Origin of the sequence: Enterococcus lemanii (genome assembly GCF_016909125.1) — a bacterium.
Lineage (GTDB): Bacteria > Bacillota > Bacilli > Lactobacillales > Enterococcaceae > Enterococcus_I > Enterococcus_I lemanii.
Map to the genome: position 1 here is coordinate 1 of NZ_JAFBFD010000054.1, position 14,233 is coordinate 14,233.

General features: G+C 36.9%; 13 protein-coding genes. 11 read left to right on the top strand and 2 right to left on the bottom strand.

Annotated elements, in window-relative coordinates; translation table 11 throughout:
• Nucleotides 1-213 precede the first annotated feature (213 nt).
• The 8 genes from motA (at nt 214) to JOD14_RS12300 (ending at nt 7,280) form a co-directional block, all read left to right on the top strand.
• Nucleotides 214-978 (top strand): flagellar motor stator protein MotA, encoded by a 765-nt coding sequence (gene motA / locus JOD14_RS12265; RefSeq protein WP_204655069.1) that lies wholly within the window; start codon nt 214-216, stop codon nt 976-978.
• A 16-nt stretch (nt 979-994) separates the two neighbouring features.
• Entirely contained in the window at nt 995-1,789 is a 795-nt protein-coding gene (locus JOD14_RS12270; RefSeq protein WP_204655070.1) for an OmpA family protein, read from the top strand.
• A gap of 2 nt (nt 1,790-1,791) precedes the next feature.
• Entirely contained in the window at nt 1,792-2,565 is a 774-nt protein-coding gene (locus tag JOD14_RS12275; protein WP_204655071.1) for a C39 family peptidase, read from the top strand.
• Nucleotides 2,566-3,047: 482 nt separating this feature from the next.
• Complete coding sequence (locus tag JOD14_RS12280; protein WP_204655081.1) at nt 3,048-3,722, top strand: hypothetical protein; 675 nt, start codon at nt 3,048-3,050, stop codon at nt 3,720-3,722.
• Nucleotides 3,723-3,765: 43 nt separating this feature from the next.
• Nucleotides 3,766-5,589 (top strand): hypothetical protein, encoded by a 1,824-nt coding sequence (locus tag JOD14_RS12285; protein ID WP_204655072.1) that lies wholly within the window; start codon nt 3,766-3,768, stop codon nt 5,587-5,589.
• Nucleotides 5,586-6,071 carry a signal peptidase I gene (locus JOD14_RS12290; RefSeq protein ID WP_204655073.1) on the top strand — a complete coding sequence of 162 codons (486 nt, stop codon included), beginning with the start codon at nt 5,586-5,588 and terminating at the stop codon, nt 6,069-6,071. The genes JOD14_RS12285 and JOD14_RS12290 overlap by 4 nt, the downstream gene beginning before the upstream one ends.
• 33 nt (nt 6,072-6,104) lie before the next feature.
• A complete protein-coding gene (locus tag JOD14_RS12295; protein ID WP_204655074.1) occupies nt 6,105-6,791 on the top strand; it encodes a hypothetical protein in 687 nt (228 codons plus the stop codon).
• A gap of 3 nt (nt 6,792-6,794) precedes the next feature.
• Nucleotides 6,795-7,280: a signal peptidase I gene (locus JOD14_RS12300; RefSeq protein WP_204655075.1), complete on the top strand. Its 486-nt coding sequence runs from the start codon at nt 6,795-6,797 to the stop codon at nt 7,278-7,280.
• 42 nt (nt 7,281-7,322) lie between these two features.
• Here the strand turns inward: JOD14_RS12300 and JOD14_RS12305 are convergent, their stop codons facing one another.
• The gene (locus JOD14_RS12305) at nt 7,323-8,063 is read right to left on the bottom strand and encodes an SIMPL domain-containing protein (RefSeq protein ID WP_204655076.1); all 741 of its coding nucleotides are present in this window, start codon (nt 8,061-8,063) and stop codon (nt 7,323-7,325) included.
• 141 nt (nt 8,064-8,204) lie between these two features.
• On the opposite strand from JOD14_RS12305, the gene JOD14_RS12310 reads away from it, so the two are divergent.
• The gene (locus JOD14_RS12310; RefSeq protein ID WP_204655077.1) at nt 8,205-9,377 is read left to right on the top strand and encodes an oxidoreductase; all 1,173 of its coding nucleotides are present in this window, start codon (nt 8,205-8,207) and stop codon (nt 9,375-9,377) included.
• An 86-nt stretch (nt 9,378-9,463) separates the two neighbouring features.
• Nucleotides 9,464-11,134 carry a DUF2207 domain-containing protein gene (locus JOD14_RS12315; RefSeq protein ID WP_204655078.1) on the top strand — a complete coding sequence of 557 codons (1,671 nt, stop codon included), beginning with the start codon at nt 9,464-9,466 and terminating at the stop codon, nt 11,132-11,134.
• A 682-nt stretch (nt 11,135-11,816) separates the two neighbouring features.
• Here JOD14_RS12315 and JOD14_RS12320 read toward each other — a convergent pair.
• The gene (locus JOD14_RS12320) at nt 11,817-12,428 is read right to left on the bottom strand and encodes a sugar O-acetyltransferase (protein WP_204655079.1); all 612 of its coding nucleotides are present in this window, start codon (nt 12,426-12,428) and stop codon (nt 11,817-11,819) included.
• Nucleotides 12,429-12,831: 403 nt separating this feature from the next.
• Between JOD14_RS12320 and trhO the strand changes: the two genes are divergently transcribed.
• Entirely contained in the window at nt 12,832-13,785 is a 954-nt protein-coding gene (trhO, locus tag JOD14_RS12325) for an oxygen-dependent tRNA uridine(34) hydroxylase TrhO (protein ID WP_204655080.1), read from the top strand.
• Nucleotides 13,786-14,233: the final 448 nt, after the last annotated feature.

Below are 14,233 nucleotides of genomic sequence, written 5' to 3' on the forward strand. Positions count from 1 at the left end.
CTTAATTATAAGGGAAACAGATGCTTTTTTGTTATAGAAAGAAAAAGGGTGTTCTTACCAATTTCTTAGTAACAACACCAAATATTATAGACCCTTGTTTTGTGGCCTTTTTCTTTCATTTAACGTTCGAATTTCGTTTTTTAACTTAATTATTGTTGATTTCAACCGATAGTTATATTTGTAGCGTTAATTTCGGTGGGAGGATTTTGAATCATGGATATATTTTTAATTATTGGAATTATAATGGGGTTTTTCTCGGTAGTCGTTGGGATGATTGTAAAAGGAGCCAACGTTGCGGTATTAATTAACCCTGCAGCCGTCATTATTATTTTTGTAGGGATGATTGCGGCTTTGATCAACTCGTTTCCGCAAAAAGACATCAAGCGGTTGCCAAAAATCTTTGGCGTTGTTTTCCAAAACAAAACGTACGATGTTCCAGGAACAATCAAGACAATTGTTGATTTGTCGAACTTAGCACGTCGCGATGGTCTATTGTCGCTCGAAAGTAGTGTGCAATCTTTAGAAAATCCCTTTTTAAAAATGGGGCTAGAGATGGTCGTCGATGGCATTGATCCAGAACAAATTCAAGAAACATTAGAAAACGAAATTGCTGGGATGGAAGAACGTCACCGCGTCGGAGCAACGATGATTAAGACCGCAGGAACCACGTCACCAACACTCGGTGTACTCGGTGCCGTAATTGGTTTAATCGGTGCTTTAGGAAACTTAAATGACGTGGATGCGTTGGGACATATGATTTCCGCAGCGTTTGTGGCGACACTTTACGGGATTTTCTTTGGTTATGTTATCTTATTACCGTTTAGTAGCCGTTTGCAAATGAAATCCCAAGAAGAAGTTTTGCAGATGATGATCGTTTTAGAAGGAGTCATGTCGATTCAAGCCGGTCAATCACCAAAAACAATCGAACAAAAACTCTTTAGCTTAATTGAACCAGAAAACCGATCACAATCTTCATAAAAGGCAGGGATAAATCTTGAAACGAAAGAAAAAACATGAGGAACACATTGACGAAGCTTGGTTGTTGCCTTATGCGGATATGTTGACCTTGTTACTTGCTTTGTTTATCGTTATGTTTGCGATGGCACGTGTCGATGAAGGGAAATTTGAAGAATTCAAAAGTGAATTTGGAACCATTTTCGCCGGTCTAAAAGTAGGGGGCGATTCGCTAGTTGGCCCAGTAATGAATCTAGGCAATTACTCCGGTAAGACCGATGAAGGCGACGGGGCGAAAGGCGATGGTGGCGAGGATGCAGCCGGTAGTACCGTTGCAGAAGAAGAAGCCAAAGAATCGGCCGTTGCCCAAAAAATTGAAGACCAACAAATGGTTGAAGCGAGCGAAAACTTAAAAAATGACTTAGCCGACGCCAATCTAGGCCAAGATACGAACGTCACGCTAAAATCAGACGGCCTACACATTAACTTGGATAGCAATATTTTGTTTGCGCCAGGTAGTGCCGACTTAAGCAGTGAAGTCCAAAGTTCACTAGGCATCATTGCCCCACATTTACAAAAACTTGATCAAGAGGTCACGGTTGCCGGTTATACCGATAACATTCCTGAAAACGGCAAGTACCATTCAAACTGGGAATTAAGTGCCGCCCGTGCCATTTCTGTTATGAACTATTTAGTCACAGAACAAATTGTCGATGGCCAAAAAATTTCCGTTCAAGCATACGGGGAAAACAAACCCCACGCAACGAACCAAACTGAAACTGGTCGCGCAAAAAATCGACGCGTTGAGATTATTATTAAAAAGGCATACCAATAAAAATGAAAAATAAAAAAATCATCATTAATTCTGTCTTGTTGCTAATTATTATTTGTACCATTTATTTCTTTTACTTTAGAAAAAATACCCAAGAAGAAGAAACAACCCCAACAAGTGAAACCATCGATATCTTTGGTTTAGCAGACGAACCAGCCCCCCTTGTTGGCGATCCGAACTTCTTAAAAAGCATCCGACTTGATGTACCACTTGAAAGTCAATTTGCCGACGAAGCATTAGAAAATGGCTGCGAAATCACGAGTCTATCCATGCTTTTACGGTATTATGGCTATGAAGTCAACAAAAATAAGTTAAGCAACTTACTGAACTACCAACCTTACAAAGTCGAAAAGAAATACAAAGGCGATCCAAATCTTGGTTTTGTCGGTGATATAAAAGCCGGCAAACAAGCCATGGGCGTCTACGTCAAACCAATCGCTCTTGTCGCAAAACAAATTGTCAGCACTGAATTTGAAATCGTTGCGAGTGAAGGCCGACCTTTCGCTGATATTTTACAAGTCTTACAAAAAGATACCCCGGTTTGGATTTTATCAACCGTCGATATGCAAATTCCAACCGAAAAAGATTTTATTGATTGGCCAACAAAAACCGGCACACTAAAAGTCACGCCACTCATTCATTCCGTTGTACTAACAGGCATGGGCGAGAAAAATGTTTACTACAACGACCCTTATGGCGAAAAAAATGCACACGTCTCAATCGAAACTTTGCAAGAAGTGTATGAATCGATGGGAGAACAAGCATTATATTTAAAATAACATAGACAACATTCTTTGCGTTTTTGTTTTATACAAAAATGCAAAGAATGTTGTTTTTTTTTTTATTTAATAATAAATTTTTGATAGAAGCGAATGGATTTTATCTTTTAATAAAAAACATTTTTAGTATCATAATCGATATTTTTGTCACAATTCCATTAATGTATAATCTGAATTATTATTTGAATATATTAAATAACATTGAAGAAATAATTAGAAAAATTATCATGATAATTTAAAAAATAATTAGAAAAAATACGAATAAAAAAGTGTAAAGTGCTTGATTTTATCAATAAAAATGATATTATCGGTTTAATGCAAATATATTTAATAGATAAAAAAGAATATTTTTACATTTTTTCAAGAATAATAAACTAAAAAATTATTAACTTATACTTAGTAAATTATTCGATTTAATCTGTTATATAACGGGCTCAGTAAACTGGTTTACCAAATAATAAAAAAGGAGGATTATCATGTTCATGGAAAACAAAGATAATCAAAAAAATGAAACAATTGGGGTAAAGAAAAAAGGGAATCGTCGTTATTCAATGCTGTTATTAGCATTGTTATTTATCGGCACAGCAACTTACGGTACTTATGCTTATTTCACCGATAGTACAAGCGTGGATGGAAGTATTAAGTTGACGACGGGGACAGTGAGTTTTGGTGATTTGAATAAAGATTTTAGCGAGTGGACTTATGGAGTTGTTGATAAGTATAATGCTGTAAACAATTTTAAAAACGTTGTTAAAGAGAGTGAAAATTCATTCTCGAACTTGCAATCTGGTGACGGTTATCAAAAGGTATATAATGTTAAATACGAAGGGTCATTACCAGCAAGTATTAAAAGTGAAGTTAGCCCTAATATTTCAACTGCAATAAATGATTCAGGGTTCGATTATGTAATTAGCTATAGTATTACAAGAGCAGATAAATATATTGGGGGTAAAAATCTTAGTTCTTTAGATGGAACAATAATCGTTGAACCGAATGATGTAATAACGATTACTCTAACTGTATCTGTTCCGTTTAAGGAAGACGGAGAAAAATATGGTGAGGGGAAATTAAATACGAGCGACGTTACGAAGAGTACATTAGATTTATCTGAATTAGAAAATGCTGCAACATTAACCGTAAATCAGTTGAAAAAATAATGCTAGATAATTCTTAGGTTTATAAAAATTGGAGGTTACTAAAATGAAACGACAAACACTCTTTTGGTCACTAATCATTTTAGTGACCCTTTTTTTGCATTTTACTCCCTTAGCAACAACGCATGCCTATTTTACAGATAGCGTTAGTATGGATGGCAGTATTAAACTCCAGACTGGCACACTAGGAGTATCTGTAGCTTCTGAACCAGAAATCAACTTATCAAACGAAACCAATTCAGATTTAGCCATTAACGTGAAGAATATTGGAAGCCTTAATGGAAAAATTACAGTTAGATCAATTGAAGGAATTGCGAATGGTGCACAGCTAGAAAATTTAACTGAATATTTAGAGATAATTCAGCAGGATTCAAATGATTATTTTATTGATAGCCAAAAAGGGATGGAACTTAATTTTAAACTAATTAAAAAAGAAAAATTTAAAGAAATAAAAGAAATGAAACTTATTTTCTTAATTCGAATTAGCCAAAGGAACCTTGAATCAGATGAGATTGGTTTTCGAGATGATCAAACGCTGGAAGTTAAAATAATCAATAATTCTGATAATAGCAGCGAGGACGGCAGTGGTGACAACACCGGTGACAATAATGGTAGTGGTAGCGATAATGGTAATGACAATGATCAAGATACTGATTTACCAGAAAAAGAATGGCCTACTGAAGAAAGTTTTGGCAATAAGGAACACTATTTAGAAGATAATTTATACTATAGCGTTGTTGATAATCAGTTAACAACTATTTCAACGGGACGACTTTATATGAAAGATGCGTCTAATCGAACGGATGAGGCGATAAGTGAACGAATTAATTATTTGAAATCAAACAAATTTAGTTTGGGTCAAAATCTCCAAGTGGTTGAGGCGATGTATGTTCCCGATAAAGGCTTTATTGTAGAAATTGGTGTGAAAGAAGCGCAAGAAGTACAAGAAGCTAAATTCAATTGGTTAGAACTCCATTCAAATTGGAGTGAGTATTTTAAAAATGTTGATATCAATAAATTTGGCTTGCCAGTATTATTGGATTCAGATTTTTTAGCAATTAAAAGTCAGAAGAACAAAGACGCTATTATTTATGCAAGCCAACTAGGAACAGTTGTAACAATGGCAACCCCCAATGATAATAATAATTTGTGGGGAAAAAGGGCCGTTTTACCTCTTAAAGAAAAGATATTAAGAAATTACGAAATTTCATTTGGAGGAACGAATCCAGAATATTTTGCTTTTGAATTTGTATCAGATTCTCAATTTCGCATTACTCAAAATGGCAATGAAAGTGGGAAAAAAGCTGAACTTATTTTTAAAAATGCTGCGGGAAAAATTGTTTATCAAAGAAAAGTCGAGTCAGTAAATACTTATTCTAAAAGTGATATTAGCGAATTAATCAACGTATTTGATATTGCAACAAAAAATCTAAATCTAACGAAGGTAGCAGAAGAATATAAGGGACAAGTTTCTTTATTTGTTAAACTACCTGAGCATTATTTGGCAAATTATACATTGATACATTCACAACTTGGCGAAGGTTTTAAAATAGTTAATACAAGTTATTCGGATGATACCACGCAAATGAAAATTGATTTGGAATATCAAAGTGCAACGACGCCGGAGCATAAGCAAGTGAGATTTCAGTTTTATGATGCTTTAACACATCACTATTCAGATGAATTTATTAGCTATTCAGAAAACAATACAACGGTGATAGAAAAATTAGAAACGATAGTTAATGACTCTATTTTAACTAGCGAGGATTTACTAAGTATAGAATCAAATCAAGTAAGTACTAGTGAAACAGATTCAATCACTACCGACTTAGTAAATTTACCTACAGATTCAACCACGGAGGAACCATGAAAAAACACATTAAGATAATTTTTGATTTCATAATGACAATTGTTGTAGCAGTCGTATTACTTTTTGCTTTACTCAATTTCTTTTCAGGGCCGGATAAAAATGGTTTGTTTGGGTATAAAGGTTATATCGTTTTAAGTGATAGTATGAAACCAACATTTTCGACCGGTGATTATATTATTGATGAATTACCTGCTTTAAAAGAGATTCAAGTTGGGGATGTTTTAAGTTACATGGATACAGACAAAAAAGTCGTAACGCATCGTGTAGCTGAAATTACTGAGGAAGGCTTAATGTTAAAAGGCGATGGTAATTCCTTTTTGGATCAAACGATTGTAAATCAAGAAAATTATATAGGAAAACAACGTTATGTTATTCCCAAACTAGGGGCTGTCATGGTAAAATTAAGTCAACCTCTTATGCTAGTTATAATTAGTTTGCTGTTTTTAGGATTGTTAATTTACCAAAAATTACGCAACAACTAAGAGAGTACTTATTGATGATAGGTGGCTTGGTGGATGTTAAGAGATAATCGAATAAGTATTAATAAAATAATTATTTTAAGTAGTTTCTTTGTTTTGTTTATCTTTATTTTTTTTCAATATAAAAAAGCGATTAATATACGCAACTTAAATAATCAATATTTAATTGCAACCCCAATGCGCGATGAAACAGCTTGGGATAAAATCGAAAAAATGTATTTAGAAGAAACCATTATCCAAGAGCCTTTGACAAATGAGGAGTTTCTCCAAAAAGCAAAAAATATTATCTATAGTCAATCAGAACCGCAAAAAATTATTTTGAATAATTTGAGTAATTACAAAGATGAAGACTCTACAGATGAGGACATTACTTTGATAGAAGTAATGATGGTAGGCTCTCCTACTTTTACGCGGTTGCTGTTGTCTCGAGCTTATAAAGTGGATGAACCCTTGAAAAAAGACGAAGGACCATTTTTAATTACTTCAACTGGTGAATTAGGATTAGATTCAAACACATTGAAATATAGTGTTGAAGTGACCAGCAAGACAGATCCGACGCAATGGATACCATATCTCCCTACTTTTAATTGTGAGATTCAAGCAGCCAATGATTTGGAACATACCAAAAGTGTGGTCTTTGTTTCCTCAAAAACGAATCATTTTATTTATGATTCCGAAAAAAAACATCAGCTAATTGAAATGATTGTCCCAGAGATGGAGTAATGTATGTATAATAAAAAGTATCAACTATTAAATGTTTTAGCAACAATCTTTGTGGCATTTGTTGTCCTATTAGCCATCTTAAATTTTTTCTCAGAACCAAACCGTAAAAGTATATTCGGTTATCGTGGGTATACTGTGATTAGTGGTAGTATGGTTCCAGCATTACAAATTGGTGATTATGTTATTCTTAAAGAAGAGCCATTTCAACAATTAAAAGAAGAAGATATTATTACTTTCAAAAATGATCGAATCATTGTCACCCATCGAGTGGTACATTTGACTTCAAAGAATCAATTAATTACACGAGGCGATGCCAATGCTGTTGACGACTTATTGGAAGTGACAGATCAAGAATATATAGGCAAAGTACAGTGGCGTATTCCTTTTTTAGGTTACTTTATGATATTAATGCAAAATCCGTTATTTTTTAGTGTATCACTTGCATTAATCGCCATTCGCTTTGTATTTTTATGGATAATAAAAATCTAAAAAAGAAGCAACTTGAGCCAATAAACTCAAGTTGCTTCTTTTTCATTCATAGCGATAGTCAACTGACACACGGGCTTCAACAACCAGTTCACCACTAGCGATGGGGGTATCACTAGCAAAAGATTTTTCAAGCATCACTTCGCTAGTTTCGTAGCGAGGAGTGGTAAAGTTATTGCTGCTTTCCGTGATTTGATAGGGATGTTTAATTTTTACTTTGGCAGCTTTCGCCAGTGTCTCAGCCTTGCTTTTTGCATCGAGGACGGCTTGGGTGAGGGCTTCTTGATAGAGTTCTTGCTGTTTTTCTTTGCTTAAAGAAAATTGAATGTGACTCATTTGATTAACGCCTTGTTTGACGGTTTGGTCAATGACTTGGCTAACTAAGTTCAAATCAGTAAGGGTGATTTCAATTTGGTTCGTCACGTCATACCCGGCGACTTCGGTTGTCTCACTAGTATAATTAAAACGCGGAGTGATTTGATAAGCGGTTGTTTTTATTTGTTCTTTTGGAATCTTTAAATCTTCTAAGGTAGCAAACGTTTGGTTCATTTTTTCGGTATTTTCACTTTGGGCATGGGTGACGTCCTCATTGAATGTTGTCACTGCAAGGGTTAAAGTTGCTTGGGTTGGCGTGGCAAGGAGACTTGCTTGGCCCTGCACCGAAATCGTCTTTTCAGTGGTCGCATTAGTGGCAGTGTTACTCGTCGAAGCAGCGGTACAAGCACTTAGAAAAAGAAAAGAGACAAGTGGGACAAAAAGCCAGCGCGCATTTTTTTTCGTGAACATCGTGGCACCCTCCTTTACGATAAAACGTTTTCTTCTTAGCTTTATTATACTCTTTATTTACTAAAACGAAAAATGTTCGCTCGATTTATTTGTGAAAAAATGCGATAATTAAGCCGATAACAAAAGGAGGAAATCGGATCGATGAGTGAAAAATACAACAAATTATTTACCCCGATGACGTTGAAGCCTGGCGTGACGCTCGACTCGCGTTTTGTTTTAGCTCCGATGGTGGCCAATGCTTCGACCAAAGAAGGGTTTGTGACGTCAGAAGATTTAGCCTTTATGGCCCGTCGCAATCAAAGTGCGTCGTTATTAATTACCGGTTCAGCGAATGTTTTTCCGCAAGGCAATGCGTTTGGTTTTGGTTTAGGCAATGAAGACGAGCGCTACTTGCCCGGGTTAAAGTCACTTGCTCAAACGATGAAGGCGCAAGGGGGCACGGCAATTTTGCAGTTGTTTCATCCAGGGCGTGGGGCGAGTTATAGTTACGAAGAAAATCGACTTGTTTATGCCCCGAGTTCGAAGGCTTTTGATTTTTTAACTTATCCAGTAACAGAATTAACGACCGCTCAAATCGAAAACTTGATTACGGCTTTTAGTCAAGCGGCGTTACGGGCTTATCAGGCAGGCTTTGATGGGGTTGAAATTCATGGAGCGAATCATTTTTTATTGCAGCAATTTTTTTCAAAATTTTCAAATGAACGCAATGACCGATGGGGTGGCGATTTTGAGCGTCGTTGTCAATTGACGTTAGACGTGTTGCGCGCGGTTCAAGCAGTCATTGCCAAAGAAGCGACTCGACCGTTTTTAATTGGTTATCGGTTAAGCCCAGAAGAAATTCATGGTGAAAATATTGGCTATTTGTTAGAAGATTCACTGCTTTTACTCGAGAAAGTCTTGGCTTTAGATGTGGATTATGTCAGCATTTCGTTGTTTGGTCCAAATGGCTATCGCAAAAAAGCCGAACAAGGAAAATTCAAAGGACAAATCATCAATCAAGTAATCCGCGAAAAAGTGGCCGGGCGTGTACCGTTAATCGTTGCTGGTGATATTACTAGCCCAGAAAAAGCCCTTGACGCATTAAATTACGGTGATCTCGTTGCCTTAGCATCACTTGCAATTGTAGAACCGGATTTTAAAATGAAGCTGGCAGAAAACCGGTTGGTCGACATTTCTCTTGACGTAACTAATCGCGTCGAGGACTTAGCTTTGGCCCCCGCTTTTAAAACGAAAACGAGCATTTTATTACGCAACGGAACGATTACAGAAGCGACGGTTGCAGCGTTAAACGAAGGATTAGCAAAAAAGGAATAAATTTGTCAGTCGTCTGAATATTTTCAGGCGACTTTTTAAAGCCGGCTTATGCTAAAATAAAAGAGAGTAGAAATGGGGTGTTTCAGTTGGAGAAAAAGGGACTTAAAGTGTGGTTATTTTTCTGTACGTTATTTATTATGAGTAAGGTCAGCTTTGTTTATGCCGAAGATCATCAGATGCAAGCCTTGACGATTCACATTTTCTTGCAACCGGATGGTAGTGCAGTCGTTACGGAAAAAAGAGAAGTGACATTAGTGGAGGGAACGGAAAACTATCTCGTCATTGAAAATCTAGGGCAATCATTGATTCAAGATTTTACGGTGGTTGAGAATGGCCAACCTTATCTTTTCGAGCCAAATTGGTCCATTGACGCTTCCAGACAAGAAAAAAAAGGGAAAAACGGCATCATCCAAACAGAAGCGGGGTACGAACTAGTTTGGGGCATCGGTGATTATGGCGCGCACACCTATGAATTGCAATATACCGTAACCGAAATGGTGAAACAATTAACCGATAGCCAACTGCTTTTTTGGCGTTTTGTAAATGATCAGACGAATTTACCACCGCAACAATTGCAAATTACGATTGAAATGGCGCAACCGTTTGAGATCGAAAACGAGCAGATTTGGGGCTTTGGCTTTCCTGGGGGCGTTCATTTTGAAGACGGGCTTGTTGTTGCAACGAGTAGCGAACCGCTGACAAGCGAGGATTACGCGACTTTGCTCGTTCGTTTTTTAGATGGTACTTTTCAAGTGAACGAAAATCTAGGCGTTTCTTTTGAACAAATCAAAGAACAAGCTTTTGATCAAAGTGATTATGAAAGATCAGAAAATTATGCAATCGGAACGTTAGAAGAGCAAGGTCTGCGCCTGTTTACTGTTTTATTTTTACCAATTTCGCTTATCTTTGTGCTTGTCTTGGCGGCTTTTAAACGCGGCATTGCGGTAACGTATAAAGCCAACCAATATCAAGGACAATACACGTCTGAATTTCCTTATGATGGCCCGATTATTGAGTTATACAGCGTCGTTAAGCAGCTACAACGGACAAATTTTGAGCGTTTATTTTCGACATTACTATTAAAATGGGTCTATGAAGGACGAATTGATATTCAAACGTTAAAAGAAGGCGGAATATTTAAAACGAGCAAGGTTGCCATTGTCTTTTTAGAAGAAAACTTTGACGCTCCACCGTTAGAAAAAACACTCTTTGATTATTTAAAACTGGCAGCAGCTGGACAAAAACAAGTCACCCAAAAAGAATTCAGCAAATGGGTAACTAAAAATCGAAAATTAATAACACAATGGGAAAAAGACGTCGTCGCTGCTTCACAAGCAAGCTTAGTTGAAAAAGGCTTCTTAGTCCCAAAAGAAAGTGGCTTCTTTAAGAAAAATCGTTATGAACTCACGGCAGCTGGAGAAAATTTGCAAGAAAAAATTTATTTGCTTTGTAATTATTTACAAGATTTCTCTAAACAAAACCAAGCGAGTGACCCGGCAACGGAAGATTGGGATGAGTTGTTAATTTGGGCAAATTTCTTTGGTTTACTTGAAACGACCTATCCTCAAATGCAACAACTCGTGCCAAACGCTCTACGCGAGTCCGTTTATTCCGAACAACTTTTAACCGCCACAAGAATCTACGCTCATCAAACGAGTGTATCAAGCAACGATTCGAGCAGTGGTAGTGGTGGAAGTACCAGCAGTGGCGGTGGTGGCGGTTCTTTTGGTGGTGGCAGCGGCGGCGGAACACGTTAGAAAAAACGAGGCAGTGACAAAAAAGACTAAAGTGCGCCCCCTAAGTTAGATTTTTGGTCTAGCTTAGAGGGGCGCACGTCAGTCACCGTCTCGTTTTTGTTTATCAGTTAATTAAACGTTTTTTCTCGTAGTATTTTAATCATCTGCATTATTTTCACGCAAAACGCGACAAGGATTTTCAACCGCAATGACATTTTTTGGAGGTCTTTCGCGGCCAAGGTTTCGGATTCGATCATATACTCGTACCAAGCTGATAGCATAAAAAAACTAACAGGTCTTTTTTTAGATTTTAGCAGTTAAAAGGAAAAAAACGTAATTTGCCTACGCAAGCCACATAAAAATTGAAATTTCCACTCTTTTTTGCTATACTAGACGTGTAAAGAGGAGTTGCTGAAACAACTCCCCTATGACAGCACCGATTAAGACGGTGGCAGGTTTTAACTATTTTATAAAAATAATCGTCGCTCTGCTAAAGTAGACGGTTATTTTTTTTTGTCATTTTTCACTGCTGTTAGGATGCCAAAGATAATCGTTGCGATTAAAGAACCGAAACGAAAAGCACCGCCATCTCTCATTTGAGATGTTTTTGTGGCGGTGCTTTTCGTGACGGCAGCGGAACACGCTAGGAAAATGAAAACAAAAAACGAGGCAGTGACAAAAAAAGTCACCGTCTCATTTTTGTTTATAAGTCAATTAAACGTTTTTTTTCGTAATATTTTAAATCATCCGCATTGATTTCGCGCAAAACACGACAAGGATTTCCCACTGCGATGACATTTTTAGGGATGTCTTTTGTGACCACGCTCCCAGCTCCAATCACACTATTTTCGCCAATTGTCACACCGGGTAAAACAATCACGCCCGTTCCTAGCCAAACGTTGTCTTCAATTTTAACTGGTAAGTTGTATTGGACTTGCTTCTTACGCAGTTCAGGGTGAATCGGATGTGTGCCACCCGCTAAAACGACATTCGGTGCCATCATCACATGGTTACCTACATAAATATGAGAATCATCAACAAGTGTGAGATTGAAATTGGCATAAACATTTTTCCCAAAGTGAACGTTTTTCCCAAAAAAATTGGCATGAAAAGGCGTTTCGATGTAGCACGCTTCCCCAATTTCAGCAAACATTTCTTTTAGTAAAGTTTGTTTTTCTTCTGTTCTAGAAGGGGGCAGTTGATTGTAAGCAAACAATTTGTCTAAATAAAACATTTGTTCTGCGGCAATCGTCGGCTCATCACAACAGTAAAGCTCCCCACTATGCATGCGACGCTTTAATTCTTCTAAATCCATTTCTTTCGTCCTTTCCGTATCGCTTTATGCTAAAGTATAAGTTTATTTGTAACAAAAAGCTAGATGAATCGCTTTTAGTACAAAACTAGGCTATTTAGTGTCTAATGTCTCCTGATTAAATAAAAAACATCGAAACAGCGACGTTTGACCTCGATATTTTATACAATAAGTGCAAGATTTTTAACGGTAGAACACGGAAAGCCGTGCACTTTTATCAATATTCGAAAATTGGTCAAGTTATGAATATTTGGCAATTATTCGGTAGACATTATTTATTATTGGATACTCGTCACTCATTCTTTTTTTAATAAATTGTGTAAAAAAATACAAGCAAAATCTTCGTCAATTCTAAAAGAACACTATATAATGGCTCCTGTATAATTTTATGAGGGGGAACCGATATATGGACTATCGCGTATTACTTTATTATAACTATACTGAAATCACAGACCCAGAAACTTTTGCGAAAGAGCACTTGGCTTTTTGTAAAAGTTTAGGTTTAAAAGGGCGGATTTTAGTAGCCGAAGAAGGCATTAATGGCACTGTTTCAGGCACAATTGAAGCAACTCAAGCTTATATGGACTGGATGCATGCCGATGCACGTTTCAAAGAGACTTGGTTTAAAATTGATGAAAGTGAAGGCCATGCTTTTCGCAAGATGTTCGTGCGCCCAAGAAAAGAATTAGTCGCACTTAACTTAGAAAATGATATTGATCCACTCCGTTTAACGGGTAAGTATTTAGACCCGATTGAATTTAAAGAAGCTTTATTAGAAGAAGAAACAATTGTAATCGATGCTCGAAACGACTATGAGTACGATTTAGGTCATTTCCGTGGAGCGATTCGTCCGGATATCCGTAACTTCCGCGAGTTGCCACAATGGATTCGCGACAATAAAGAACAATTCATGGATAAAAAAGTCGTGACTTACTGTACCGGTGGGATTCGTTGTGAGAAATTCTCTGGTTGGTTACTTCGTGAAGGGGTGGAAGACGTTTCTCAATTACATGGCGGGATTGCAATGTATGGTAAACACCCAGAAGTTCAAGGTGAACTTTGGGATGGGAAAATGTACGTTTTTGATGACCGGATTAGTGTGGAAATTAACCACGTGGACAAAAAAGTGATCGGAAAAGATTGGTTTGATGGCACGCCTTGCGAACGTTACGTGAACTGTGGCAATCCATTTTGTAACCGTCAAATTTTAACTTCAGAAGAAAATGAAGCCAAATATTTAGGTGGTTGTTGCTACGACTGTGCGGCCCACGAAAAAAATCGCTACGTTGAAAAAAACGGTATTTCAGCCGAAGAAAAAGCAGCACGCTTAGCAAAAATCGCCCCTGAAATCACTGCTTAATAAAAAAATACCCACTCGTTTCACCTCAGAATGACAGCTGAGATGAAGCGGGTGGGTTTCTTCGTTTTAGCTAGCTAAATCGGATAAAAGTGAGAAAAATTTAATGAAAATAACAAATAAAATAATTAAATCTTACTAAGAAAAACAATGGGCGTGATCGTTATTTTGGTAAGAAAAAAAGCAGTTATAATAGGAAGTTCTTTTCATTTAGCCCAACAAATTGTTTGAAATGTCAAAAAAGTATGAAAAAATAATGAAAATTCTCGCTCAACCTTGACGTCATTTAATTATTCCGTTAACATTTAAGTAATGTAAAAGTTTACCTGAAAAAGCTTTCATTAAAAAAGAATAAGAAGTCTTGTGGTATTAAGTCAAGTGATAAGTAACGCTCTTTTCATCGTTTTCACAAAATTTAGACCGCACGAAACTAAACCCGACCCAAAACTGG